The 26720-nt window shown below is 70.3% G+C and carries 18 protein-coding genes and 1 tRNA gene; 12 read left to right on the top strand and 7 right to left on the bottom strand.

Annotated elements, in window-relative coordinates:
- Positions 1 to 65: 65 nt before the first annotated feature.
- The 6 genes from ACY0I8_RS00930 to ACY0I8_RS00905 all read left to right on the top strand — a co-directional run bounded on the left by ACY0I8_RS00930 (position 66) and on the right by ACY0I8_RS00905 (position 8389).
- A complete protein-coding gene (locus ACY0I8_RS00930) occupies positions 66 to 2585 on the top strand; it encodes a TRAP transporter fused permease subunit (protein ID WP_461393192.1) in 2520 nt (839 codons plus the stop codon).
- Positions 2586 to 2618: 33 nt separating this feature from the next.
- Entirely contained in the window at positions 2619 to 3128 is a 510-nt protein-coding gene (locus ACY0I8_RS00925; RefSeq protein WP_461393191.1) for a universal stress protein, read from the top strand.
- Positions 3129 to 3263: 135 nt separating this feature from the next.
- Positions 3264 to 4631, top strand: coding sequence for a sigma-54-dependent transcriptional regulator (locus tag ACY0I8_RS00920; RefSeq protein WP_461393190.1), 1368 nt, complete (start codon positions 3264 to 3266; stop codon positions 4629 to 4631).
- 194 nt (positions 4632 to 4825) lie between these two features.
- A complete protein-coding gene (locus ACY0I8_RS00915) occupies positions 4826 to 6022 on the top strand; it encodes a hydrogenase small subunit (protein ID WP_461393189.1) in 1197 nt (398 codons plus the stop codon).
- Positions 6012 to 7688 (top strand): nickel-dependent hydrogenase large subunit, encoded by a 1677-nt coding sequence (locus ACY0I8_RS00910; protein WP_461393188.1) that lies wholly within the window; start codon positions 6012 to 6014, stop codon positions 7686 to 7688. The genes ACY0I8_RS00915 and ACY0I8_RS00910 overlap by 11 nt, the downstream gene beginning before the upstream one ends.
- A 17-nt stretch (positions 7689 to 7705) precedes the next feature.
- A complete protein-coding gene (locus tag ACY0I8_RS00905; RefSeq protein WP_461393187.1) occupies positions 7706 to 8389 on the top strand; it encodes a cytochrome b/b6 domain-containing protein in 684 nt (227 codons plus the stop codon).
- A 119-nt stretch (positions 8390 to 8508) separates the two neighbouring features.
- Here the strand turns inward: ACY0I8_RS00905 and ACY0I8_RS00900 are convergent, their stop codons facing one another.
- Positions 8509 to 10419 carry a flagellar assembly protein A gene (locus tag ACY0I8_RS00900; protein ID WP_461393186.1) on the bottom strand — a complete coding sequence of 637 codons (1911 nt, stop codon included), beginning with the start codon at positions 10417 to 10419 and terminating at the stop codon, positions 8509 to 8511.
- A gap of 237 nt (positions 10420 to 10656) precedes the next feature.
- On the opposite strand from ACY0I8_RS00900, the gene ACY0I8_RS00895 reads away from it, so the two are divergent.
- From ACY0I8_RS00895 to ACY0I8_RS00885, 3 genes are read left to right on the top strand one after another with little or no spacing between them, the layout of a single operon-like run.
- A complete protein-coding gene (locus tag ACY0I8_RS00895) occupies positions 10657 to 12696 on the top strand; it encodes a TonB-dependent receptor plug domain-containing protein (RefSeq protein ID WP_461393185.1) in 2040 nt (679 codons plus the stop codon).
- Positions 12697 to 12714: 18 nt separating this feature from the next.
- Entirely contained in the window at positions 12715 to 13284 is a 570-nt protein-coding gene (locus tag ACY0I8_RS00890) for a YfiR family protein (RefSeq protein WP_461393184.1), read from the top strand.
- Positions 13268 to 15469 carry a hybrid sensor histidine kinase/response regulator gene (locus ACY0I8_RS00885; protein ID WP_461393183.1) on the top strand — a complete coding sequence of 734 codons (2202 nt, stop codon included), beginning with the start codon at positions 13268 to 13270 and terminating at the stop codon, positions 15467 to 15469. The genes ACY0I8_RS00890 and ACY0I8_RS00885 overlap by 17 nt, the downstream gene beginning before the upstream one ends.
- A gap of 72 nt (positions 15470 to 15541) precedes the next feature.
- On the opposite strand, the gene ACY0I8_RS00880 is transcribed toward ACY0I8_RS00885, so the two are convergent.
- The 5 genes from ACY0I8_RS00880 to larC all read right to left on the bottom strand — a co-directional run bounded on the left by ACY0I8_RS00880 (position 15542) and on the right by larC (position 21201).
- Positions 15542 to 15618 (bottom strand) — tRNA-Met (locus tag ACY0I8_RS00880).
- A gap of 67 nt (positions 15619 to 15685) precedes the next feature.
- On the bottom strand, positions 15686 to 17194 hold the full coding sequence (locus tag ACY0I8_RS00875) for an FG-GAP repeat domain-containing protein (protein ID WP_459942253.1): 1509 nt from the start codon (positions 17192 to 17194) through the stop codon (positions 15686 to 15688).
- A gap of 45 nt (positions 17195 to 17239) precedes the next feature.
- On the bottom strand, positions 17240 to 17932 hold the full coding sequence (radC, locus tag ACY0I8_RS00870) for a RadC family protein (protein ID WP_461393182.1): 693 nt from the start codon (positions 17930 to 17932) through the stop codon (positions 17240 to 17242).
- A gap of 68 nt (positions 17933 to 18000) precedes the next feature.
- On the bottom strand, positions 18001 to 19794 hold the full coding sequence (locus tag ACY0I8_RS00865; RefSeq protein WP_461393181.1) for a B12-binding domain-containing radical SAM protein: 1794 nt from the start codon (positions 19792 to 19794) through the stop codon (positions 18001 to 18003).
- A gap of 231 nt (positions 19795 to 20025) precedes the next feature.
- Positions 20026 to 21201, bottom strand: a complete 1176-nt coding sequence (larC, locus tag ACY0I8_RS00860; protein ID WP_461393180.1) for a nickel pincer cofactor biosynthesis protein LarC — start codon at positions 21199 to 21201, stop codon at positions 20026 to 20028.
- 195 nt (positions 21202 to 21396) lie between these two features.
- Between larC and ACY0I8_RS00855 the strand changes: the two genes are divergently transcribed.
- Together ACY0I8_RS00855 and ACY0I8_RS00850 are read left to right on the top strand one after the other, a co-directional pair.
- Positions 21397 to 22272: a bifunctional 5,10-methylenetetrahydrofolate dehydrogenase/5,10-methenyltetrahydrofolate cyclohydrolase gene (locus ACY0I8_RS00855; protein ID WP_461393179.1), complete on the top strand. Its 876-nt coding sequence runs from the start codon at positions 21397 to 21399 to the stop codon at positions 22270 to 22272.
- A gap of 18 nt (positions 22273 to 22290) precedes the next feature.
- Positions 22291 to 22917, top strand: a complete 627-nt coding sequence (locus ACY0I8_RS00850; protein WP_461393178.1) for a cyclodeaminase/cyclohydrolase family protein — start codon at positions 22291 to 22293, stop codon at positions 22915 to 22917.
- 114 nt (positions 22918 to 23031) lie between these two features.
- Here the strand turns inward: ACY0I8_RS00850 and ACY0I8_RS00845 are convergent, their stop codons facing one another.
- The gene (locus ACY0I8_RS00845) at positions 23032 to 24330 is read right to left on the bottom strand and encodes a homocysteine synthase (RefSeq protein ID WP_461393177.1); all 1299 of its coding nucleotides are present in this window, start codon (positions 24328 to 24330) and stop codon (positions 23032 to 23034) included.
- A gap of 39 nt (positions 24331 to 24369) precedes the next feature.
- Between ACY0I8_RS00845 and ACY0I8_RS00840 the strand changes: the two genes are divergently transcribed.
- Positions 24370 to 26691, top strand: coding sequence for a tetratricopeptide repeat protein (locus ACY0I8_RS00840; RefSeq protein ID WP_461393176.1), 2322 nt, complete (start codon positions 24370 to 24372; stop codon positions 26689 to 26691).
- Positions 26692 to 26720 lie beyond the last annotated feature (29 nt).

Here is a 26720-nt window from a genome sequence, read left to right as displayed (position 1 = left end):
GGGGCCCCCCGGGGCCCCCGCTTCTCGCGTGAACGGGCCGCAGGGGCTACGGCAAGGAGCGGGTCATGGCGGAAGAGCTGAAAACGGCCGAGGACGTGAGCCCGGAAGAAAAGGCCAAGCTCAAGGAACTGCTGGAAAAGGACGCCAAATCGGCCCGGCCGGTGACCGGGTCGTGGCGGTGGATCGTCTCGGCCCTCGGGGCCATCATGGTCGTGTTCTATTTCTACACGGCCGGCATCACCTCGGTGGCCACCCAGTACCACCGGGGCGTGTACGTGTTCATCACGTACGTGCTGATCTTCCTCCTCTACCCCGCCGGGAAGACCTGGGTCCGGGGCGTGCTCTCGCTGTTTCTGGGTGTGGTGGTCTCGTGCGCGGCCGCGATCCTCTTCTTCTACCCGGTGGAGATGGGGGTCGGCGCGAAGATGGCCGAGGTGATCGCGGCGGCCTTCTCCGGGCCCATCTGGGACGCGTTGAGCAACGGGTTCACCAAGGCCGTGGAGCTCTGGTTGCCCGATGTGATCGCCTTCCATGAGCGGCTCATGGCCGTGTACCGCGAGGGGTGGGGCCAGGCGGTGGGGCTGTGGCCCTTGGCGGCGGGTTCCCTGGCCGCGGCGGCGGGGATCTGGGTGTGCGACGGGTGGATGATCCGCCGAAGGCCCCAGAACCCTTCCTTGTCCGACATCCTGTTGGCCCTTTGTTCCGCTGCAGTCGTTTACTACTGGATTCACGAGTTCGAGGTGCTCAATTACCGGGCCGGGGCGGAGAACGAGCTCGACGCGCTGGTGAGCGTGGTGGGCGTGATCCTGTCGCTCGAGGTGTGCCGCCGGGTTCTCGGCTGGGCCATGACGCTGATCGGGATCGGTGCCCTGTGCTACGGGTACTTCGGCCCGTTCTTTCCCGACATCATCGCGCACCGGGGGTTCGGGTTCGAACGGCTGTGCACGGCGCTGTACCTCACCACGAACGGGGTGTTCGGGGTGATGGCCAACGTGCTGGCCACCTACGTCATCCTGTTCATCTTTTTTGGTGCCTTTCTCCACGCCTCCGGTGCCGGCCGGTTTTTCATCGATTTGCCCATGGCCCTGGCCGGCCGCACCACGGGGGGGCCGGCCAAGGTCGCCGTGATCGCCTCGGCGCTCTTCGGCTCGGTGTCGGGGAGCGCCATCGCCAACACGGTGTCCACGGGCGCCTTTACGATCCCCCTCATGAAGCGCGCCGGGTTCCGGCCCCACGTGGCCGGCGCCATCGAGCCGGCGGCCTCGATCGGGGGCATGTTCATGCCGCCGATCATGGGGGCCGGCGGGTTCCTCATGGCCGAGCTCACGGAGACCCCGTACGCCCACATCATGGCCATCGCCGTGGCCCCGGCGCTCCTGTATTTCCTGAGCGTGTTTTGCATGATCCATTTCGAGGCGAAAAAGCAGGGGATCACCGGGGTCGCGGGCGAACACCTGGAGCACTGGACGGTGGTGCTCAAGAGGGAGTGGTACTTTTCCTTGCCCCTGATCATCATCACGGTGCTGATGATCATGGGCCGGTCCCCGGGGTACGCCGCGTTCTGGGCCACCCTGTCGTGTATCGCGGTGAGTTGGGTCCGCAAGGAAACCCGCATGGGACCTCGGGAGATCTGGAACGCGATCCTCACGGGGGCCAACAACACCCTGATCATCGGCGCCACCGTGGGGGTGATCGGCATCATCGTGGGCACGATCTCCCTGACCGGGATCGGGCTCAAATTCTCCGACATCATCATCTCCCTGGCCGGGGGGAACCTGCTTCCGGCGATCCTGCTGGTGGGCCTGGCGTCCCTCGTGCTCGGGATGGGGGTGCCGGTGACCGCGGCCTATCTCATCACGGCCGTGCTGGCGGTTCCGCCCCTCACCGAGATGGGGGTGGTGCTGATCGCGGCCCACATGATCGTGTACTGGTTCAGCCAGGATTCCAACATCACCCCGCCCGTGTGTGTGGCGGCCTACGCCGGGGCCGCGATCGCGGGGGCGGACCCGTGGAAGACCGGATGGACCAGCTTCAAGTTCGCCAAGCTCCTCTACGTGATGCCCCTGCTGTTCGCGTACACCCCGGCGATCCTGTTCGAGGGAAAACCCATCGTCGCCCCCCAGTGGGACGACGATCTGATGGGCGCCATGGTGACCACGGTGAAGGTGAAGGTGGGCGATCCGTTCGAGAAGGGCGACGTGATCGCCGAGGTACTGGACGGCGAGCAGGTGAAGCAGATCGTGGCCCAGAGGGACGGGATCATCAAGGACCTGAAGATCCGGCCCGGGCAGCACATCGACGGCGGGATCGTGGTGGCGGAGACCCGGGCCAAGCCGTTTGCGATCTTCTCCTCGATCCTTTCAGCCACCCTGGGGACGATCGCGTTTTCGGCGCTCACCATGTTCTACCTGATCCGGAAGACGAACCCGCTGGAGTGGATCCTGCTCGCGGTCGCCACGGTGCTGCTGTACTGGCCCACGTTCCTCACCGACGCCGTGGGCCTGGTGCTCGTGGCCCTCGTGTACCTGAGCCAAAAAGCCCGGAACCGGCGCGACGCCGCCCGTGCAGCGGCCGCTCCGGCGTGAGCCGGCCGGTTGGCCGAGGAAAGGTTGAAGGTGATGCTGCCGAAGATCCGGAAAATCCTCTTCGCGACCCGATGGGGGCCCAACGCTGGATACGTGTTCCGCTACGCCCTGGGGCTGGCAAAGGACCTGGGAGGGGAGGTCATGGTGCTCCACGTGGTGGAGACCCTGAACCCGCGGCAGGAGGCGCTGGTGGAGGGGTATGTGGGCCGGGGCACGTTGCACCACATCGTGGAGCAGGAAGAGGCGGTCCAGGCGGAGGTGGTGCGGGCCAAGGTCGCGGAGTTCTGTCGTGAGGTGTTGGGGGATCCCGGTTGTGCCGGCCTGGTGGGCCAGGTGGTGGTGAGCGAAGGCGATCCGGCCGAGCAGATCGTAGCCCACGCCCGGCAGTGGGGGGCGGACCTCGTGGTCCTGGCGGCCCACGCGGAGAGATCCCTTCTCGATGCCATTTTGGGAAGCACTGCGCGGAAGGTCGTGGAGACCTCCCCGGTGCCGGTGCTCACGGTTCACGTCCCGGAGGAGGCGTCCCCCCGGTCCGGGGCGTAGGAAGGGGTCGACGCCCCGCGGAAAGGTGTGCCCAAGGCCGAGGGGCTCTCCGGCGGTTGCGTGGCAGGCTCGCGGCCCAAAGATCCTACCCAGGGGCGTTCGGCGCCCCGCAGGGCTGGCTATTGAGGAGTCGACGTGGCGTCCATCCTCATCGTGGATGACGAGGCGTTCCTTCGGGATCAGCTTGGCCGGATCCTGGGGGAGGAGGGGTACGCCGTGGAGGGCGTGGGCACGGGGGCCGAGGCCCTGGCCGCATTCGAGGCGGAACCGCCGGACCTGGTGCTCCTCGATCTGAACCTGCCCGACCTCCACGGGATCGAGGTGCTGCGGGAGCTCAAGGCCCGGGACCCGGACCTCCTGGTCATCGTGATCACGGGCTACGGGTCGGTGGAAAGCGCGGTCGAAAGCCTCAAGCTCGGCGCCTACGACTACGTGAAAAAGCCCTTCAAGGCCGACGCGATCAAACTGATCGTGCGATTGGCGTTGGAGACCCAGACCCTGCGGCGCCGGGTGCGGGTGCTCCGGGAGCGGGAGCTCGGCCCGGGCGGCCCGGTGATCGCCGAGAGCCCGGCCATGCGTGAGGTGCTCCGCCAGGCCGAGGATGTGGCCGCCCACCCCGACACCACGGTGCTGATCACTGGGGAGAGCGGCACGGGCAAGGAGGTGGTGGCCCGGCTCATCCACAACCTCTCCCGCCGGGCGACGGCGCCGTTCTTGGAAGTGAACTGCGCCGCGATCCCCGGCAGCATCCTCGAAAGCGAGCTCTTTGGCCACGAGGCCGGGGCGTTCACCGACGCCCGCCGGCCCAAGGAGGGCCTCCTGGAGGCGGCCGACGGGGGCACGGTGTTCCTGGACGAGGTGGGGGACATGGACCCCGGGCTCCAGGCCAAGCTGCTTCGGTTCCTGGAAACCCGGCGATTTCGCCGGGTCGGGGGGGTGCGGGAGGCCCGGGTGGACGTGAGGGTCATCGCGGCCACGAACCGGGATCTGCGCGAGGCCATCCGGGAGAGAGGGTTTCGGGAGGACCTCTATTACCGGCTCAATGTGTTCCCGATCCACGTCCCGCCGCTGCGGGAGCGGCCGGAGGACGTGCTGCCCCTGGCCCAGCACTTCCTGGAGGAGTTCGCCCGGCGGTTCCACCGGCCGGTTTCGGCCATCTCCTCCGAGGCCCAGGCAAGGCTCCGGGCCTACCCGTGGCCCGGGAACGTCCGGGAGGTGCGAAATCTGATGGAGCGGATGGCCATCACCTGCAGGAGTCGGGAACTCGGGCCCGAGGACCTTCCGCCCGAGATCCGGGGCGACGGCGCGGCGGGCCCGGGGCGGTGGGTGCTCCCGGCCGACGGCTGCGACCTCGAGGCCCTGGAACGGGACCTGGCCCGGTGCCTCATCACCCAGGCCCTGGAGCGCACCGGGGGCAACGTGAGCCAGGCGGCCCGGCTCCTGGGCCTCCCCCGGGGCACCCTCCGGCACCGCATGGACAGCCTGGGGATCCGGCCTGGGTAGCCTGGCGACCTTGGGCCAAAAGAGGTTTGAGACGAATTCGCCCTTTGGGAAAAGGGGAGTTTGCGGAAGGTAGGGGGTTGACAGCAAGAGAGTGATCCCGTAAGAGAAATCCCGTTCGTTTTTTCTTTGCGTTTGGCGTCGGGAGGAGTTCTGTCCTTTGAGCGGGCCGCTCGGCCCGGAAAGGAGGCCCTCTCATGCCACGATGTTCCCGCTCCCCCGTCCCCCCCTCCCTCGACGACGTCGAGCGCCGCCTGGACCGGCTGGAGGCCCGGTTTGCGGACCGGGGCCGGTCCCTGGAGGACCTTTTGGCCTCCAAGGGCATCTCCCGCCGGTCGTTTCTCAAATGGACCTCCATGATGACGGCGGCCCTGTGGTTGCCGCCGGCGTTTGAGCGGTCGGTGGCCCGGGCCGCGGCCGTGGCCACCCGGGTGCCGGTGGTGTGGCTCCACCTCCAGGAGTGCACCGGGTGCACCGAGAGTGCGCTTCGGTCGGCCTACCCCGGGATCACCGAGCTCATCCTCGAATACCTTTCCCTCGACTACCACGAAACCATCATGGCCCCGGCCGGGGACGCGGCCGAAAAGAGCCTCGAGGAGACCCTCGAGGCCCACCGGGGCTCCTACCTGTGCATCATGGAGGGCTCGATCCCCACGGCCATGGGCGGGAAGTTCCTGCGGCTGGGTCCCCGGGGCGAGACCGGGCTCGACCTGGCCCGGCGGGTGGCGGCCGGTGCCAAGGCCGTGATCGCCATCGGCCACTGCGCCTCCCACGGCGGCCCCCAGTCGGCCGCCCCCAACCCCACCGGCGCAAAGCCCGTGCACAAGGCCCTGGGCATCCAGACCATCCGGATCCCCGGTTGCCCGTACAACGGGGTGAACCTGGTGGGCACGGTGCTCCACCTCCTCCTCACCGGCGACGTGCCGGCCCTGGTGGACGGCCGGCCGGCCTGGGCCTATGCCAAGCGCATCCACGACACCTGCCCCCGAAGGGCCCATTTCGACGCCGGCGAGTTCGTGGAGCAGTGGGGAGACGAGGGGGCCAAGAAGGGGTTCTGCCTTTACAAGATGGGCTGCAAGGGCCCCTACACCTGGAACAACTGCAACGAGATCCAGTGGAACGAGGCGGCGAGCTTCCCGATCCGGGCCGGCCACGGGTGCATCGGGTGCAGCGAGGAGGCGTTCTGGGACCACATGGCCCCGCTGGAGGAACCCCTGGCGGAGGCGGGCGTCGCGATCCCGTTCCTGAAGGGGATCGAAGGCTCCGTGGACACGGTGGGCTGGACGCTGATCGGCGCCACGGCCGTGGGAATTGCCGGCCACGCGGTCTACAGCGCGGCCCTGAAGAAGAGCGCGAAGTCCGGTCGGGACGAGGAGGGGAGCCATGGCGCGTAGGATCATCGACCCGATCACCCGGATCGAGGGGCATCTCCGGATCGAGGTGGAGCTCGACGGCAACCGCATCGTGGACGCCTGGAGCTCCGGCATGATGTTCCGGGGCATCGAGACGATCCTCCGGAACCGCGACCCCCGGGACGCCCCGCTCCTCACCCAGCGGATCTGCGGGGTATGCACCCACGTGCACTACGACGCCTCGATCTGGGCCGTGGAGAACGCGTTCCACGTGACCCCGCCGCCCGCGGCCCGGATCGTGCGGAACCTCATCCTGGGCACCCAGCTCGTCCAGGACCACATCATCCACTTCTACCACCTGCACGGGCTCGATTGGGTCGACATCGTCTCGGCCCTCGGGGCCGACCCGAAAAAGGCCCAGGACCTGGCCCACGAGTTCTCGGACGATCCCTGGAACGCCGACGCCAAGCACCTGGAGGCCGTGAAGAACCGGCTGGGCGCGTTCGCAAAAAGCGGCCAGTTGGGGCCCTTCGCCAACGGGTACTGGGGGAACCCGGCCTACCGGCTTCCCCCCGAGGCGAACCTCCTCATTGCCTCCCACTACCTCGACGCCCTGGAGGTCCAGCGGCTGGGCGGGCAGGTGCTCGCGATCCTAGGGGGCAAGGAGCCCCACACCCAGACCCTGGTGGTGGGCGGGGTCACCTGCGTGGAGGACCTCCTCAACCCCAAACGGATCGGGGACGTGTTGTTCCGGATCCGAAAGCTCGGGGAGTTCGTGCGGCGGGCCTACATCCCCGACGTCCTTCTGGCCGGGAGCGTGTACGCCGCCGAGGGGCTCCAGGGGATCGGGGCCGGGCACGGCAACTACCTGGCCTACGGGGCCTACCCGCTCTCGGACGACCTCGACCGCGGAAAGCTCTTCATGCCCCAGGGGGTGATCCGGGGAAAGGACCTCACCCGGGTCGAGGACTTCGATCCGACCAAGGTCTCGGAGTTCGTGACCCACTCCTGGTACGCGTACCCCAACGAGTCCGAGGGCCTTCACCCCTCGAAGGGCGTGACCGAGGTCCGCTACACCGATCTCGGCCCCGACGGCCACGTGCAGGGCGACGGCAAATACTCGTGGCTCAAGGCCCCCCGGTACGACGGGGAGCCCATGGAGGTGGGGCCGCTGGCCCGGGTGCTCGTGGCCTACGCCCGGGGCGTGCCGGAGGTGCGGGCCCTCGTGGACGGCGTCCTGAAGCGCCTGGGGGCCCCGGCCACGGTGCTGTTCTCGACCCTGGGCCGCACGGCCGCCCGGGCCCTCGAGACCCAATGGGTGGCCGACGCGCTGCCGGGGTGGGTGGAGGAGCTCGTGGGGGTCATGAAGGTGGATGGCCGCACGTTCGCGCCCTACACGCCCCCCAGGGACGCCGTGGGGTTCGGCCTCACCGAGGCCCCCCGGGGCGCCCTGGGCCACTGGATCGAGGTGCGGGACGGCCGGATCGCGAATTATCAGTGCGTGGTGCCCACCACGTGGAACGCGGGCCCGCGGGACGCGGCCGGCCGGCGGGGCCCCTACGAGGAGAGTCTCGTGGGGATCGAGCTCGCCGACCCGGACCAGCCCCTGGAGATCCTGCGGACGATCCACTCCTTCGACCCGTGCATCGCCTGCGCCGTGCACCTGCTTCGCCACGACGGGCCGCCGCGCACGGTCCGGGTGCTCTAGGAAGGGGAGGTGGGGCCATGATCCGAAGAGTGCGGCGCATGACCGTGATGATGCGGATCATGCACTGGGTGCTGGCGCTGTCGGTGCTCGTGTGTTTCGTGACCGGGCTTTACATCGCAAAGCCCTTCTGGTTCCGGCCGGCGCCGGGGCCGGCCGACGTGCTCGTGATGGGGAACGTGCGGTTCGCCCATTTCGTGGCCGCCATGCTGGTGGATGTGGCGTTCCTGAGTTGGTGCTATCTGTTCCTCTTTTCCCTGGAGGAGCCGTTCGTCCGGAGCCTGGTGCCGTGCCGGAAGCGGTTCCGGGAGGCCTGGGCCATGCTGGTGCACTACTTCACCCTGCGAAACAAGCCGCCCACCCGGGAGCCGGGGATCGATCCCCTGAACGCGTACGGGTTTCTGGTGATCCACTTTTTCGTGTTCGTCCAGATGATCACGGGGTTTGCCCTCATGCGGCCCACCTTCAGCCACGCGAACTCCATGGTGCCGCTCTGGCCGTGGATCCTGGAGGTGTGCGAGGCGGTCTCGGTGGCGGTGTTCGGGAGCGTGGTGGGGGTGCGCCACGCGCACCACCTGGCGGCGTTCGTGATCGTGGCCCTCGCCGTGATCCACATCTACCTCCAGATCTGGCGGGACATCTTCTGGACCGAGGGCCACATCTCGGTGGTGTTCAGCGGGTACAAGTACGTGGAGGAGGAGTGAAGGGGAGACGAGGCGCTTCAGCCCGGGGCCGTCGCCCCGATGCCGGGGGAGTCTGGGGAGAAACGGGGGGCTCTGAGCCTTCTAGCCTCCCAGCCTTCCAGCTTTCTCGCCCCCTCAGCTCACATCCGCCGCCAGGCCACGCGGTTCGTCTCCGGATCGTAGTAGAGCACCACGTGGCGCAGGGTTTCGGTGAGGACCACCGAGGCCACGGAGCAGGTGACCCGGGTGCCGGCGTGGATCTCGCCGGCCACGGCCACCTGGGCCGCCTGCTGTTCCCGCTGGAGGGCCGCGAGTTCGTCGCGGCGTTCGGTGAGTTCCCGGTCGCGCTGGTAGAGGGCCTGCATCTTCTGGAGGAGGTCGATCTTCCCCTTGCGTAGCGGCGGGGGAATCCGGGCGAGGGCCGTGCGCGGGTCCTTCAGGAAATCGCGGCCCAGGTTCGACTGGAGGATCTTGATCTCGTCGAGGATCGCGGCCCGTTCCTTGTCGATCTTCTCGATTTCCCGGGTGACCCGCAGGTCCACCCCCACGGCCACGTGGGTTTGGGCCGAGGCGCTCCCCACCACCCGGGCCTCGATCCCCAGGGCCGCGTTGATCTCCCCGCCCAGAAGGGCCCCCTGGCCGGCCAGGGCCCGCACCCGGCCCCGGGTGTAGACCAGGGCGTTGGTGATGGAGTTGGCCACCTCCACGTCGCCGTCGCTCTCCACCCGGGAACTCAGCACGTATTTGGCCTTGACCCCGCGGCCCCCGAACACCGAGGCCTCGGCCGTCACGCCGCCCCGGATCGTCACGGTGCCCCCCGCCCGGATCGTGGCGGTTTCAACGTCGCCCGAGATCTCGACGTCCCTTCCGGCTTCCACCTGAAACCCGGGCTTTACCCCGCCCCGGATCCGGACGGCTCCCGAGGCCCGGATGTTCCCGGTCCGGTAGTCCACGTCGCCGGGTACCAGGTACTCGTCCACGATGTGGAACTTGCCGGCCTTGAGGACCACCATGCCGTCGGCCGCGGCCAGGATCCGGGTGCCGTCCTCGCTCGGGGCCGTGTTGTCCCCGGGCTTGAGCCCGTGGAACCGCTCCAATTTGGCTCGGAGTCGGGTACCGTCCACCCGGAACCCGTCCACGGGTTCCACCGCCGGGATCACCTCGGCAAGCGCATCCCCCTTGCGGACGTTCTTGACCGCCTCGGCCTCCCGGAAATCGATCCGCCCGCCGTCGAGAACCTTTCCGATTTTCTTCTCGGGATCGAACAGGAGGCGGTAGCCCGCCTCGCGACCGTGGACCGGTTCGCGGCCGCGGGCCACCGCGGCCACCACAGGCTGCCCGCAGGTTCGGGCCTCGCGCACGGCCGCGGCCACGGCCTGGGCGTCCACTCCGGCGCGTACGCCCAGTTGGCCGAGGGCTTCGAGGAGGCGGCGCACCTGGGCCTCCTCCTCGAGCTTGGGGTCGGCCACGACCGTGAGCCGGGCTTCCATGCGGTCGTCCGACACCGCAAGGCCCGGTGCCACCCACAGGCGGCCCCGATCGAACAGGACGATGCCGTACGCCTCGGCGCGGAACGTGTGGTCCTCCCCGGCGTCCGCCACGCCGTCCCCGGCAAGCACGGGAATGTCGCGGCCGTCCGGGGCCGGGATCGGCGTGCCGAGAAGGCTCTTCCCCGGAATGCCGGCGGAGGCGGGCGTCTTCTGGAGGAGGGGATCGCCCGGGTACACCGCGTTCTGGGGATAGAGGGCGAAGGGGTCGGCGCCGTCCTCCAGGGGGGTCTTTCGAACGGGGAAAAAGGGAAGAATCTGGGCGGGAACACCGGGTTGGGGCGGCTCCCCCCGGGCGATCACGACCCCGTCCTCGGGCGCCTGCCCCCCTTCGAACACCGAGAGCGCCATCCGAATGCGGTCGGGCGAGGGCGCCGGTTGGACCCCGAGCTCGGCGAGTCGGGCGAGAGCGGCCCGGGTGGCCTCCTCGAGATCGAAGGGCCCCTCGGCCCGGTAGGCGACCGCCTCCAGCCCTCCCTTTCTGAGTTCGATTCGTACGGCCACGCGGTCCTCCGTAGGGTGGCGGCTTCGGAGCGGAAGGTCTTGTCCTCTCGTCGATCGGCGGGCGGCGCGAAAAACTTTACACACCGGCCCGGATTCCGGCGCCGCTTTGGGGTCTCCGGTGGAAACGAAGGGGCGATCCCCCTATAGTCCGCGTTGGTTCGCGCCGATATGGAACCATCGGTTGGAAGTTGGGGGTGCTCGGGATCAGGTCCGGGAAAAGGAACAAGGAGCGTGGAAATGCGCAGGATGGGTGTGGGGACGCGATGGCTCCTGTGCCTCGCGGCGTCCGTGTGGTTCTCGGGGAGTGCCGGGGCGGCCGACCGATCGCTCCTGGATCTTGACCTCCAGGAGTTGGCCGAGGTGCAGGTGACCTCGGTGTCCCGAAAGCCCCAGAAGCTCGCCGAAACCCCGGCGGCCGTGTACGTCATCACCGCCGAGGAGATCCGTCGCTCCGGCGCCACCACGCTGGCCGAAGCGTTGCGGCTGGCGCCGGGGGTGGAGGTGTCGCGGATCAACGCGAGCACCTGGGCCGTCACGATCCGGGGCGGGGCGGACCGGTTCAGCAACAAGCTCCTCGTCCTGGTGGACGGCAGGACCGTGTACACGCCGCTCTTTTCCGGGGTGTACTGGGACGTCCAGGACATCGCGCTTCAGAACGTGGAGCGGATCGAGGTGATCCGGGGCCCGGGGGCCTCGGCATGGGGGGCCAACGCGGTCAACGGGGTGATCAACGTGATCACGAAGCCGGCCGCCGAGACCCAGGGATGGACCGCCGAGGCGCTGGCCGGGACCGAGGAGCGGGCCCAGGGGTTCCTGCGGTACGGAACCCGGGTGGCCCCCGGCGTCTGGGCGAGGGGGCATCTCCGATACGCGGACCGGGATGCGGGGGGAGAGGCCCTGGGGGTTGACGCGGATGACGACTGGCAGGCCGTCCGGGGGGGCTTCCGGGTCGACGGCGAACCGGGCGGGGCCGACCGCTGGTCGCTCCAGGCCGAGGCGTACCGGGGGTGGAACGATCTCGCCTACGCCGATGCGACCCGCCGGGTCCTGGGAGCCGAGGATCTCCTGGGGCTTCCCGTGCTCCAGGACCGGGTGCGAACCCACGGGGGATGGATCCTGGGCTCCTGGACCCACGTGACCGAGGGGTTTGCGGAGTGGCAGGTCCAGTTCTACCTGGACCGGACCGTGCGGGACGAACCGCTGCTCGCGGAGACCCGCGACACCTGGGACCTCGATCTCAAGCACCGCATCCCCCCCGTCCGGGGGCACGAGATCCAGTGGGGCCTCGGGATGCGCCGAACCGCCGACCGGCTGGACGGTTCGTCCGTGGTGTCCTTCGCAAGCGACCGGGAGGCCGATCTGCTGTGGAGCGCCTTCGCCCAGGACGAGGTTTCCCTAATGGGGGACCGACTGCGGCTCCTCGTGGGCACCAAGGTGGAGCGGAACGAGTACACGGGGGTCGAGTGGCAGCCGACGGCGAGGGTGCTGGGCCGGGTGGCGCCCCACGTCGCGGTGTGGGCCGCCGGGTCGCGGGCGGTTCGCACCCCGAGCCGGGCGGAGGACGACGGCCGGATCACGAGCGGGTTCGTGCCCCCGGGCGTGGCGGCGGGGTTCGGCGGCCCCCCGAACCCCGATCCGGTGGCGATGCGGCTCGAGCCCTCGGGGAACTTCGAGAGCGAGGTGCTCTGGGCCTACGAGGCGGGGGTTCGGTTCCTGGCCGGCCGGAGCCTCTCGGTGGATGTGGCCGGGTTCTGGCACCGCTATGATGACCTTCGGACCTTCGAGCCCTTGCCGCGGGAGAATCCGGACGACCCGGTGCTCCTGCGCGCCGACAACCGGGCAAGGGGGCGGTCGATCGGGTTCGAGGCGGCCGTGGACTGGTTCCCGACGGACTGGTGGAGGGTGTACGGCGCGTACGCGTGGGAGGCCCTGGACATCGAGTTGGACGGGGGCAGCCGGGACGTCTTCACCGAAAACGAGGAGGGCCGAAGTCCCCGGCACCGGCTCTCGGTGCGCTCGTCCATGGACCTCGGGGCCGGGTGGGAGTTCGACGTCTGGGGCCGGTACGTGGGAGCCCTGGAGCAGGACGAGGTGGACGCCTACACCGAGCTCGATCTTCGGCTCGGGTGGCGCCGGGGCCCCTGGCGGGTGGATCTCGTTGGCCAGAACCTGCTCGGGTCCTCCCACCTGGAGTTCGTTCCGGGGAAAGCGATCCAGACCCTCCCCACCGAGGTGGAACGGGGGGCGTACGTTCGGGTGTCGCTCGAGCTTCCGTAGCGCGGGGGAGGGTGAGACGTGACGCGGAGGGGGTTTTTCCGGCGGTTGGGGGCGATGGGGCTGGCACTGGTGCCGGGCCTGGCCTGGGCGGCACCCCGCAGGGCCCGCGAACAGGATGTCAAGCTCGCGTACCTCTACAACCTCGTCCGGTTCACCCGGTGGCCCGAGGGGGTGCCGGCCGAGGGCGAGCCCTTTCGGTTCGGGCTGTGGGGCGGCGACCCGTTCGGGGCCGCCTGGGACGACCTGGCGCTGCGGCGGGTCGGCGGCCGGCCCGCCGAGGCGGTCCGGGTCCGGAACCCGGACGAGGCGCTTCGGTGCCACGCGCTCTTCCTCGTGGAGGAGGACGGCGCGTCCCTGGGGTGGATGCTCGAGGCGGTCCGGGGGCGCCCGGTCCTGACGGCCGGGGACGCGCCGGGGTTCGTGGATCGGGGGGGGATGGTGGGGTTCGTGCACCGGGACGGGCGGATCCGGTTCGAGATCAACGTGGGCGCGATGCGCCGGAGCGGGCTTCGGATGAGCGCCGACGTGCTGCGGCTGGCCGTGCGGGTGGTCGGCCTGGAAGGGAAGGGTGATGTTTCGCTTCCGTGACATGCCGGTGGCGCGGAAGGTCGGGCTCGCGGTGGTGCTGGCGAGCGCCCTGTCGCTCACGATGGCCGTGGGGGCGTTCGCCTGGAGGGAGGTTCGTTCGTACCGGCACCACGCGGCGGACCGGCTCCGGACCCTGGCCGAGGTGCTCGCGGCGAACTCCGCCGCGGCGCTGCTCTTCGACGACGCCGACGCCGGGGCCCGCACCTTGGCCTCCCTGGCGTCCCAGCCCCGGGTCGACGCGGCCTGGCTCCTGCGGCCGGACGGGCGGGTGTTTGCCCGGTACGGGGCCGACGAGCCCCCGCCGCAGACGGACGAAGGCGCGGGGGCCGTGCGCTGGGAAGGCCGGTGGCTCGTGGTGGCTCGGCCGGTGCGCCTCGACGACGAGCCCCTGGGGTGGATCGTGATCCGGGAGCACGCGGGGGAGCTCGTGGCCCAGCTCTGGTGGGGGGCCGGCGTCGCGCTGGGGATATTCGGCCTGGCCGTGGTGGTGGCCTGGGCCGTTTCTCTGCCCCTGCGGCGCCGCATCTCGGCCCCGATCCGGGCGCTCGCCGAGGCCATGGAACGGGTGGGCGAATCCGGGGATCTGAACGTGCGCGTCCCGGGCCGGGGCCGGGACGAGGTGGGGACCCTGATCCGGGGGTTCAACCGGATGCTCGAGCAGATCGCCGATCGGGACGAGAGGCTCGGCCGCCTGGCCGCGGCCGTAGACCAGGCGGCCGAAGGGATCGTGGTCACCGACCCCGACGGCCAGATCCAGTACGCGAACCGCGCGTTCCGGGCGCTGGTGGGCCTGGGGGAGGAGGGGGGGACGGGGATCAACCTGTTCTCCCTGTACCCTACCGACGAGCCCCGGGTGGACGATCTTCGCGACGCCGCCGAGCACGGCCGGGTGTGGAGCGGGCGGCTACGGGCCCTGCGGGCCGACGGGAGCGGGTATCACGAGGAATGCGCGCTCTCCCCGGTCAAGGGGGCGGATGGAGAGGTACACAGCCTCGTGGTGGTGAAGCGCGACGTCACCCGCGAGGTCGAGTTCGAGGCGCGGCTCGCGCAGAACCAGAAGCTCGAGGCCCTGGGGACCCTAGCCGGCGGGGTGGCCCACGATTTCAACAACGTGCTGACCCCGATCCTGGGCTATGCGGAATTGGCGCTGCATCAGGTGGATCCGCACAGCAAGCTCCACCGCAACCTGTCACGGATCCTCAAAGCGGCCGAACGGGCCAAGGCGTTGGTGGATCAGATCCTGGCGTTCAGCCGCCGGACCGAGGACACCCGCGTCGAACTGCGATTCGGAGAACTCCTTCGGGAGACCGAGGAACTCCTGCGGGCTTCGATTCCGAAGCGGGTCCGGTTAGCGGTTTCTTGCGAGGCAGACGAGGATTGGGTCGCCGGGAATCCGACCCAACTCCAACAGGTGGTCATGAATCTGGTCACGAACGCCTGGCACGCCATGGAGCCCGACGGGGGAACCGTGGAGGTGGCGGTGGAGGCCGAGGAGGTGTGCGAGCCGGAGCCCGATCTCCCGGCGGGCCGGTATCTGGTGCTCCGGGTCACCGACGAGGGGTGCGGTATTCCCCCCGAGGTGCAGACCCGGATTTTCGAGCCATTCTTCACCACGAAGGAGGTGGGGAAGGGAACCGGGCTCGGCCTGGCCGCGGTCCACGGGATCGTCAAACAGCACGGCGGGACGATCCGGGTTTCCTCGGTGGTGGGCCGTGGGACCACGTTTCGCGTGTACCTCCCGTTGGCCGTGCGGGCGGAGCGGGTGGAGGAACGAGTCGGCGCCCGGGAGACGATGCCCCGGGGGCGGGGGGAGCGGATCCTGGTGGTGGACGACGAGCTCGAGGTGGCGGATTTCCTGGCCCAGACCCTGGAGACCTTGGGATACCGGGTCGAGGCGGTGCTCTCGGCCGAGGAGGCCTGGCAGCGGTTCTCGCGCTCGCCCGGGGCCGTGGATCTACTGATCACCGACCAGACCATGCCGGGAATGACGGGGCTCGCCCTGGCCCGGCGGTGCCGGCAGCAGCGGCCGGATCTTCCCGTGGTGCTGTGCACAGGGTACGCCTCCGCGGTAACAACCGAGGATCTGGCGGCGGCCGGGGTCGCCGTGCTCCTGGCCAAGCCGGTGTCGCCGCGGCAGCTTGCCGCCGAGGTGCGCCGGGTGCTCGACCGGGAGAATGGGGCGTAGGTGAGGCGCGGTTTTGTCTTCGGAGCCAAAGAAAACGGCCCGCCGCGGAAAACGCGGCGGGCCGTTTGGTCTTGGTGGCGGTGCAGGGACTTGAACCCCGGACTCGGCGGATATGAGCCGCCTGCTCTGACCAACTGAGCTACACCGCCGGAAGGGGCGCTTTATATATGCAGGCGGCCGGCCCTGTCAAGCCGGCTACCGCACCGCCGGGGCCGGTCACGGCAGATCGTAGGCCAGGAGCCGGTGCCGCTCTTTGCGGAACAGGGTTCCCTCGGTCTGGACCAGAAGTGCGTAAAACCGCTTTCCCCCCGCCGTGGGGTCCCAATCGATGTCCACGAACGCCCCCGGCACCTTGGGCCCCTCGGCCACCGGCACGAGGGTGAGCCCGTCCCACTTCCACAGGAGCGCCTGGCCGTGGGAGAACGCGGCCACCCGCTGGAACACCCGGCTCAGGGTGCCGTGGTTGCGGAACAACACGAACTGGGGTTCGGTGCCGGCGAGGCGCGAGAGGGTCCGGCCGTGGACCCGGTAGTAATCCTCGTCCTGGTAGTCCCGCACCCGTTCCTCGCCGCGGAGGGCCACCCGGCTCCCCTTGACCGGGTCGGCGCTCTCGAACAGTTCGGTGCCGGTGCCGTCGTACAGGCGCAGCCGGTCCGACTGGGTCGTGACGGCCCAACCCGGGGTGTCCGGGCCGAGGGACACCGGATCCAGGTTCACGGGCAGGGCCGCCTGCGGCAGTTCCAAGACGTCCCCCGGCTCGTAGGCCGCCCCCGTCCATCGAAGCCGCCGGAACGAGCCGTCGAAGAGATCCTTTCCGACGCCCGGGCGGGCCACGACGGCTTCTGGTTTCGGCCGGGGCCAGGCCTTCACGGCCCCCGAGATGCGTTCTCCCTTGGAGGCAAGGGCCGAGCCGAACCACTCGAGGGCCTGGCTCACCGGATGGGTGCCGTTCATCCCCGCCACGAACACCTCGGGTTTGCCGTTTCCGTCGAGGTCGGCCGCCGACACGAGGGCCGGCCGGATGCCGGGGGGCACGGGCGTCTCCCAGAGTTTCACGAAGGTCTGCCCGGTGTCCCGGTACGCGGTGAGTCCGTCCCCGGTGAGGACCAGGATCTCGGTGGTCCCGTCCCCATCCACGTCGGCGGCCGCGAGACCGAGGGCGTCCCCGTCCACGGCGGAGCCGACCCGGGGCGAGGCGAGGGGGTTGGTGGCCGGCGCGACGGCGGAGGGGGACGCCGGGCTGGGGGCCGTCGTGGACGGCTCCGGGGCCGCGGGAACCGGCGACGGGGAGGGGGAGGGGCGGGCCTGCACGTGGCGCAAGAGGTGCTGCCGGAGTTCCCCGGCCACCGCCTCCAGGGCGCCGAGAAGCTCCTCCGGGGCCTTGACCGTGCGGTACGACCGGGTCCCCTCGGCCGTGGCACCCTCCGGGGGGACGAGGGCGGCGTCCAGGCTGTAGGTGGGACCGAGCCGGGTCACCGTGGTTCGGACCGTCCAGTCCTCGGGCCGGGCTTCGTGCGCCCGGGTCACGGTGTAGCCGGGGCCGTCGAGCCGGCTTGCCAGGGCGGCCTCGAGACCGGGCTTCAGGGCGTCCAGGTCGGGGGCGTTGTAGATCTCGAACGGGAGTACCACCAGCCGGTCGGCCGCCATGGCCGGGCGAACCACCAGGGGGGCGGCGACCAGGACGAGCGCGAGGGTGAGCGGCAGCAGTCGGGGGCGTAGGACCATGGGCGAACGACCGTCCTTTCCGTGGAAGGGGGCGAGGGGGGGCGGTCAAGCCGGAGGAAACTCCCCCTCGTCGGCGAAGCTGTAGTAGCGCCCGTCCCCGAGCACCACGTGGTCCAGAACCCGGATGCCCAAGAGCCGGCCGGCCTCCCAGAGCCGGCGGGTGAGGTCCCGGTCGTCGGCGCTCGGGGTCGGGTCGCCGCTCGGATGGTTGTGGGCGAAGATCACGGCCGAGGCGGCCTCCCGCACGGCGGCCCGGAACGCCTCGCGGGGGTGCACGAGGCTCTGGGTGAGGGTGCCCTCGCTCACCCGTTCCTCCCGTAGCAGGCGGTTCCGGGCGTCCAGGAGGAGGCAGTAGAACCGTTCCTTCTTGACCTCCCGCAGTCGGCCGGAGAAATGCTCGAACACCTGCCGGCTCGCCCGGAACGGCTCCCGTGCGGCGAGCCGACGGGAACCCATGCGCCGCCCGATCTCGAGCGCCGCCAGAACGGCCGCCGCCTTGGCGGGCCCCACCCCGGGATGCCGGGCGATCTCGGCGCCGGCCGCCTGGGCGAGGCCGTCCCACGAGCCGCCGAAGGCGGCCCACACCGCCCGCGCCAGGTCCAGGGCCGAGGCGCCCCCGGTGCCCGTGCGAAGCAGGATGGCGAGGAGTTCCGGGTCGGTGAGGGCGTCGGCGCCCCGGGCGAGAAGCTTTTCCCGGGGCCGGTCCTCCTCCGGCCAGTCGCGGATGCCCGATCCCATCGGCACCCCCTTGGATGGGCTCCCGAACGGAGACGTTACCGGATTCTAGGAGGGGGGGAAACCGGGTGTCAAACCGCCCCCGCGGTTCCGTCGGGCTCCCCGGAGAGGGCCCGCCGGTACGCGCGAAGCCCCCGACGGGCCGTGCCCGCCAGCCCCAGGGCCAGGTCGCGGCAGGCCCGGCGGAACTCCGCCGGGTCGGCGGGCACCCCGAGCACCAGCGTGCGGCCCTTTCGAAGCGCCCGCAACGGACCGGCGTTGGCGGTGCCGGTCGGGAACTCGGCCTGGGCCGGCACGAGGATCGCGTCGGCGGCCGGGATCGCGTCGCCCAGTTTGCGCAGGAGGGTTTCGGGCGCCTCGGCGATGTCCACCACCGAGATCCGAAGGCCCTCGGCCAGGCGCCGCAGGAACGCCAGGTGCTCCGGCGGGAACCCCTGGGTGACCAGGGCCAGGCGCCGGACGCGCTCGAGGCCCAACCCCTTTCGCACCGCGTGAAGGTGGGCGACCACATGCGCCCGCAGGTCCCGGGCGAAGGGGCGGCCACTCCGGCGGAACCGCCGGGCGTGGTGCCAGGCGTGGAGCCCCACCGCGGCCTCGAGCCACCGGCGCCCCGCCGCGGCCCGCGCCACCTTGCCCAGGCTGTAGAAGCGCACGTGGGCCCGCACCACCTCCCGCTGGAGTTCGTGAGCGGTGAACCGCGCCGGTTCGAACACCACATGGTGGCCGTCGTAGAGGTCCCACCGTCGGGTCAGGAGCCGGCCCCGGGCGGCCATGTCGTCGTAGAGGCCGGTGCCGGGGGTGGGGGTGAGGACGAGGAACTGCACCGTTTCGATCCCGGCCTCCCGGGCGAACCGGACGGTTTCGCGCACCGTGACCGGGTCGTCCGTGTCGGCCCCGAGGACGAACATGCCGTGGACCCAGATCCCCTCGTCCCGGAACGTGGCCACGGCCCGGCGAATGTCTTCGACGGTCTGTCGCTTGTCGTAGGCGGCGAGCGTCTGCGGGTTCACCGACTCGAGCCCGACGAACACGCACCAGCACCCCGACCGGGCCATGAGGCGCACGAGCTCCCGGTCGCGGGCGAGGTCGACCCGCACCTGGGCCGACCACTCGAGGCGCAAATTTCGTCGGAGGATCCCCTCGCAGATCTCCCGGGTGCGGCCCCGGTGGGCCGCGAAGTTGTCGTCGCAGAAGAACACGTGGTCGGTGGTTCGGGAGTAGGCCTCCAGGTCGGTGAGCACCCGTTCGGCCGATTGGAACCGGTATCGGGCTCCGAACATGGGGATCACGGAACAAAACCGGCACCGAAACGGGCAGCCCCGGCTCGTGGACACCGGGGTGACCCGCCGGCCGCTCCAGTGTTCCACGAGGGAGAAGTCGGGGGTGGGCAGGCCGTCGAGGTCCTCCAGGAGGGGCCGGTCGGGCGTATGGACCACGCGGTCGCCGTCCCGGAAGGTGAGCCCGATGATCCCCCCGAGCGGCCGGCCGGCCGCAAAGGCCTCGATCAGCTCGGGCACGGTTTCGTCCCCCTCGCCCCGCACCACCGCGTCGGCGTGGGCGAGGGCCTCCTCCGGAAGGAACGTGGGGTGGGGGCCCCCCAGGAACACGAACTTCCCCAGGGCCCGAGCCCGGTCGGCCCACTCGTAGGCCCGGGCCGCCGTGGTGGTGAGGCTCGAGATCCCCACGGCATCGGCCCACCGCAGATCGTCTTCGGTGAGGGGCCGGACCTCTTCCACCACCACCCGGGTTTCGTGGCCCCGATCCCGGAGCAGGGTCCCCAGGAGCACCGGGCCGAGCCGCGGCAGCCGGATCCGGCTGAACACGTGGGGCCGAGGGGGGCGGGGTTCGACGAACAGGATGCGCATGCCCAAGACCTCCTTCGATGTGATACCAAGGTGCCTTCAAGCAGACACCCAGCCCGAAGCCCGGCAAGGGGCCTGGTTCCGTCCGTGCGTGAGTGCGGCATCCGGCTACTGTAGGAGCCACGCCCGGCGATCCACCAGGCCCCCTGCCGGGCCGAATCAGGAAACGGTAGCTTTGAACGTAGCTTGGTATGAAACGACGTTTGCGGGAGGATAGCCCTGCGGGGGGAAAAGTCAACCCATGTTTTGCCAGACGGCCTCGTACACGAGTTTGAGGGGGACGTCGTGGCGCCGGGCGATCGCGAGGCAGTCCTCGTACTCGGGGGCGCGCTGGAAGACTTCGGTTCCCTTCCGGCCGACCTTGACCCGTACGGGGCCCCAGGGGGTTTCGGCCGTGGTCCAGGTGCGCTCGAGGCAGGCCCGGGACCAACGGCTCTTTCGCACCCCGAGGGTGGTGGTGTGGCGCCAGAACGCCTCCTCCACGGCCGGTTCCCGCTCCGGGGGGCAAAGGGCCGCCACCAGGTGGGCCGGCCGTCCCTTCTTCATCAGGATCGGGGTGATCCAGGCATCGAGCGCCCCGGCCGTGAGGAGCGCCCCGATCACGGGCCCGAGGAGCTCCCCCGGGATGTCGTCGAGGTTCGTTTCGAGAAGGACCACCTCGTCGCCGGCGTCGGTGTCCCGGCGGCCCATCCACACCCTCAGGCAGTTGGGCCGGTCCTTGAGGAGGGTCGTGCCGAACCCGGTCCCCACGGCCTCCAGGGCGAGGGCGGGTGCCGGGCCGAAGCTCCCGGCCAACCCGGCGGCCAGGGCCGCACCCGTGGGCGTCACCGTTTCCATCTCGGCCTCGACCCCGCGGACCGGGACCCCTTTGAGCAGTTCCAGGGTGGCCGGCGCCGGGGAGGGCAGCACCCCGTGGCTCGATCGGATCTGTCCCCGGCCCAGGGGGAGGACCCCGCAGGAGATGGAGTCCACCCCCAGGGCGTCGAGCCCGGCGGCCGCGCCCACCAGATCCACCACGGTGTCGGCGCCCCCGATCTCGTGAAAGTGCACGTCTGCCGGATCAACCCCGTGGACCCGGGCCTCGGCCCGGGCGAGCCGGTCGAGGAGGTCGAGGGCCCGGTCCCGCACGCCCGGGGGGATGTCCGCCCCCGCGATCGCCCGCCGCAGTTCCGCGGCGCGACGGTGGGGCGGCTGTTCGGGCGGTTCGACCCGCACCCGAAGGGCCCGGCCCCGAAGCCCGTGGGAGGTCACCTCGGGAAACGAAACTTCGATTCCGCGCACGCCGGCCAACCGGGTCGAGGCGATCGCCCGCCGGATCTCCTCCGGGTCGGCCCCCGCGTCCACGAGCGCGGCCAGGAACATGTCGCCGGCGATACCGTTCCACGGGTCGATATGGAGGTGGCGTGCCATGGGATCTCCGGATCACGGGGGGAAGGGAGCGGACCCAGTGTACGATTTCGATCGGGCGAGGCAACCCTTCGCCCGGCAAAAGCCGTTTCGGGTTCGCTTGACACCACAGGTGCCCTATGTTTTCTTACGCCGGGTTTCGTGCCCCGCGAGGGGCGTTTTTTCCACGGGGAGTTTTTCCGAAGAAGGGAGGAAGCCATGGCCGCAAAGATCATCAAGGGAGGCCCCATCGCCGAGGAGATCCGGGGAGAGCTCGCCCGCGAGGTGGAGGCCCTTAAGGCCAAGGGGATCGTGCCGAAGCTCTCGGTCGTGCTGGTGGGGGACGACCCCGGGAGCGTCTGGTACGCCCGCAACAAGGTGAAAACCGGGGAGAAGGTCGGGGTGGTGGTGGAGGTGAACGAGCTGGCCGCCGACACCCCCGAGGCCGAGGTGGTGGCCTTGGTGGAGAAGCTCAACGCCGATCCGGACGTCCACGGCATCCTGGTGGAGTTGCCGCTTCCCGGCCACATCGACAAGGCCAAGGTGATGAACGCGATCACCCCGGCCAAGGACGTGGACGGGGTGACCGCGGTTAACCGCGGCTACGTGCTCGGGGGCCAGGAGGACCTGGCGCTCGTGCCGGCGACCCCGCTTTCGTGCATCGAGCTCATCCAGCGTTCGGGGGTGGAGCTCAAGGGCCGCCGGGTCACGGTGGTAGGCCGGGGCGACACGGTGGGCCGGCCCCTGGCCATGCTCCTTCTCCAGAAGGGCCGGGACGCCACGGTCACGGTGTGCCACTCCCGCACCAAGGACCTCGCCGGCGCGTGCCGGTGGGCCGAGATCCTGGTGGCCGCCGCGGGGGCGGGCCCGGACCATCTCATCAAGGCCGACATGATCGCGCCGGGCGCCGTGGTGATCGACGCGGCGATCAACGAGAAGCCCGACGGTTCGATCACGGGCGACGTGGATTTCGAGGCCGCCAAGGAAGTGGCGAGCGCCATCACCCCGGTGCCCGGCGGGGTGGGGAGCCTGACCACCACGATCATCCTTTCGAATACCATCAAGGCCCTGAAGCTCCAGAAGGGCCTGTCCTAACAACGGAGGGGAGGAGCCATGTCCATCTACGCGAAGAGCCTAAACGAGTACCTGGCCGAGGCCGCGAGCAAGAGCCCGACCCCGGGCGGGGGAAGCGTGAGCGCGGTGGTGGCGGCGAACGCCGCGGCCATGGTGAGCATGGTGGCGAACTTGACCCTCGGGAAGAAGGGGTACGAGGAGGTCCAGGACCTCGCCAAGGAGGTCGCCGACGGCTGCGCCAAGGCGATCGAGGACCTGAAAACCCTGACCGCCCGTGACATGGAGGCCTTCGAGATCTTCATGAAGGCCTGGCGGATGCCCACCGACACCGAGGAGCAGCACAAGGCCAAGGATGAGGCCATGGAGAAGGCGGCCCAGAACGCCTCCCAGGTGCCCCTGGAGATCTGCAAGGTGTGCCTGGAGATCCTCAAGATGGCGGCGAAGCTCGCGCCGGTGGGGAACAAGGGCGCCATCTCCGACGTGGGCGTGGGTGCCTACATCGCCGAGGCGGCGCTGCGGGCCGCGATGCTGAGCGTTGACATCAACCTGCCCTCGATCAAGACGGCGTCGTTCAAGGAGATGCTCGTGCGGGAGCGGGCCCGGCTCTTCGTGGAGGCCGAGGAACTGAAGCTCCAGGCCCTGGCCGACGTGAAGCGCAGGCTCTAGGTCAACCGGCCGGGAGTCTTCCGGACAAATAACGGCGGCCCGGGATCGCGTTCCCGGGCCGCCGCTTTCGTTTGGCGGGCGAGCGCCCGCGGACGGAGGGACGGCGACCGAGGTTTACGAGGCCGCGGCCCGGAGCGCCTGGTCCAGATCCTCCAGAATGTCGTCGATGTGCTCGATGCCCACCGAGAGCCGGATGAAATCCGGGCTCACCCCGGCGGCCTCCTGCTCCTCCGGCGTGAGCTGGGAGTGGGTGGTGGAGGCCGGGTGGATCGCGAGGCTCTTGGCGTCCCCGATGTTCGCCAGGTGGCTGAAGAGCTTGAGGTTGTCGATGAACCGCTTCCCGGCCTCGAGCCCGCCCCGGATGCCGAACCCGAGGATCGCGCCGTAGAGCCCCCGGTAGTGGTACTTTTTGGCGAGCTCGTGGGCGGGATGGCTTTCGAGCCCGGGGTAGCTCACCCAGTTCACCAGCGGGTGGGATTCCAGGAACCGGGCCACGGCCATGGCGTTTTGGGAGTGGCGCTCCATCCGCAGATGCAGGGTTTCGAGCCCCTGGAGGAACAAGAACGCGTTGAACGGGCTCAGGCACGCCCCGGTGTCCCGGAGCCACTGCACGCGGCACTTGATGATGAACGCGACGTTTCCGAGCCCGGGGAAGTCGCCGAAGGTTTCCCAGAAGTTGAGCCCGTGGTAGCTCGGGTCGGGTTCCGAGAAGTGGGGGAATTTGCCGTTGCCCCAGTCGAACCGGCCGCCGTCCACGATGACGCCGCCGATGGAGGTCCCGTGCCCCCCCACGAACTTCGTAGCCGAGGCGATGACCACGTCGGCCCCGTGGTCCAGGGGCCGGAGGAGGTAGGCCGTGGGCATGGTGTTGTCCACCACCAGGGGGATTCCCGCCTCGTGGGCGATGGCGGCCACCGCCTCGATGTCGAGGGTGTCCAGCTTGGGGTTCCCCACGGCCTCGGCGTACACGGCCCGGGTCTTCTCGGTGATGGCCCGCCGGAAGTTTTCGGGATCCCTAGGGTCGACGAACCGGACCCGGATGCCGAGTTTGGGCAGGGTGTAGTGGAGCAGGGTGTAGGTGCCCCCGTAGAGGCTCGTCGAGGCCACGATCTCGTACCCCGCCTCCACGATGCAGGAGAGGGCCAGGGTCTCGGCCGCCTGGCCCGAGGCCACGGCGAGCGCGCCGGTGCCGCCCTCCAGGGCCGCCATCCGCTGCTCGAACACCTCGGTGGTGGGGTTCATGATCCGGGTGTAGATGTTCCCGAACTCCTTGAGGGCGAACAGATTCGCCGCGTGTTCGGCGTTCTTGAACACGTAACTCGTGGTCTGGTAGATGGGGACGGCACGGCTCCCTGTGGTCGGGTCGGGCGACTGCCCGGCGTGAACGGCCAGGGTTTCGGGTTTCCAAGACATGGGGCGCTCCTTTTGGTTGTTGAGTGATCGAGGTCGCCAATGAGTATCCGAGATCTCCTCCGACGTCAAGGGAAATGGGTGGGGTTCGTGTGGGTTTTCGCGGCGGTGTGTGCGGCGACGGTGGCGGGCGCGGCCGATGCCGACCGGGCGGCCGAGCACCTGCGGCGGGCCGAGGCGTACCGGGCCGAGGGAAAGCTCGCCGAGGCGGAGATCGAGCTGCGCGCGGCGGTGCAGGCCGACCCCGCGAGCGCCCCGGCGCACCGGGCCCTGGCCGAGGTGTACCTGGCCCGGGGGGACGGCGCGGCCGCGTTCCGGGAGTTCCGGGAGGTTGTGAGCCTCGATCCGTCGGACGGCGAGGCCCGGCTTCGGGTGGCCGGGTTCTATCTGGCCGGGCGCCGGTTCGCGGACGCGGAGGAGCACGCGGCCAAGGCCGCGGAGTTCCTGCCCGACCGGTTCGAGCCCTGGGTCGTTTTGGGCCGGGCGCGGGCCAGCCAGAAGAAGTGGGACGAGGCCACCGGGGCGCTGGAGAAGGCACTGGAGAAGAACCCGGACGAGGAGGCCCTGTGGGTTGAGGCGGCCCGGATCCGGCTGGCCGCGAAGGACCCGGAGGGCGCGGAGCGCTTCCTGCGGCGGGGGCTCGATCGGGTGCCGCCTTCGGCGCGCCTTCGGGTGGCGCTCGCGAACCTCCTGGCGAGCCGGAAGCGGACCGAGGAGGCCGACGCCCTCATGGAGGAGGTGCGAAACCTCGCGGAGGGGAATCCCGACCTCCTCGAGGCGGTGGCCGTGTACCGGCTGCGCCGGGGCGACCGGGAGGGCGCGGAGGCCGTGTTGCAGGCCGCCCTGGACGAGGCCGGTGAGGATCCCGAGGCCCGCCGCCGGGCGCTCGCCGCCCTGGCCGGGTTCTATTCGGTCACCGGGGATCTCGGCCGGGCTCGCCAGACCCTGGAGGAGCTCCAGACGCTCGCGCCGGAGGACCCGACGGTGCTCCTTCGGCTTGCGAACGTGTACCTCCTGGCGAACGAGCCCGACCGGGCCGAGCCCCTGATCGGGAAGCTTCGGGAGAAGGCCCCTTCGGACCGCAACGTGCGGCTTCTGGCCGCCCGGCTCGATCTCGCCCGCGGGCGGGTGGCCGAGGCGCGCGAGGCGCTGGAGGCCCTGGTGGCCGAGGCGCCCGACTCGGTGAACGGCAACCTCTTTCTGGGCAAGGCCTACGCCATGGAGCGCCGCTGGGAGGAGGCCCGGGAGGCCTACCGGCGGGTGGTCGCCGAGGTGCCGAACCACTACTTCGCAAACCTCGACCTGGCGAAGGTGGCCCTGGAGCTCCGGGACCCCCGGGAGGCGCGAGAGGCGGCCGAACGGGTGCTCAAGGTCCGAACCGGAGATCCGGTAGCCCGGGAGATCCGGGCCACCGCGCTCCTCCTGGAGGGCGACGCCAAGGGAGCGGAGGCCGAGTTCCGGGCGCTCTTGAAGACGAAACCCGGGGACCCCAGGCTTTTGCTGCGGTTGGCCCAGAGCCTGGAGGCCCAGGGCCGGGGGGAGGAGGCGCTGGGGGTGTACGAGGAGCTCCGGTCCCGGGCCCCGGCCGAGGTGGAGCCGGTTCTGAGGGAGATGGCCTTGCTCGACCGGTTGGGCCGCCACGACCGGGTCCGCGAGGTGGGGGAGGCGTTCCTGCGGGAAAACGGGGAGGTGCCGCGCGTTCTCAACGCCCTGGCCGTTCACGCCACGAGCCGGGGCGAACCCGACGCGGCCGAGGCGTACCTCAAGCGGAGCCTCGCGGCCGACCCCTCCTGGGCCGAAACCCGGGAACTCCTGGCGCGGCTTCGGATGGCGCAGGGGCGGGTGGAGGAGGCGGTGGCGGCGCTCGAGGAGGCGCTGCGGGGGGAGCCCGACCGGGTCTCGAGCCTCCTCCTGCTCGCGACGATCCGGGACGGCACGGGCGAAAAGGAGAAGGCCGAAGCGCTCTACCGCAAGATCCTCGCCCTCGCGCCCCGCCATCCGGTGGCGGCCAACAACCGGGCCATGATCCTGGCCGAACGCGACGAGACCCTGCCCGAGGCGCTGCGGTTGGCGGAGATCGCAGCCGAGGAGGCCCCCGACAACCCGTTCACCGCCGACACCCTGGGGTGGGTGCTCTACCGGCAGGGCGCCTACGAGCGGGCCCGGCGCCAGTTCGAGGCGGCCCGGAAGCGCTTGCCGGACCATCCCGAGGTGGCCTACCACCTGGGGGCGACCCTGGCGAAGCTCGGGGACCGGACCCGGGCCCGGGCGCTTTTGGAGGAGGCCCTGGCCGCCAAGGAGAAGGGCCCCTGGGCGTTCGACGCGGGCCAGATGCTGGAGGAGCTCAAACGGGCCGGGGAATGACGGGGCCGTAGACCGTGGACCGAAGACCA

The organism is Deferrisoma sp. (assembly GCF_054681715.1).
Note: the sequence above shows the minus strand (reverse complement) of the source record. Positions and strands in the feature narration are given on the sequence as shown.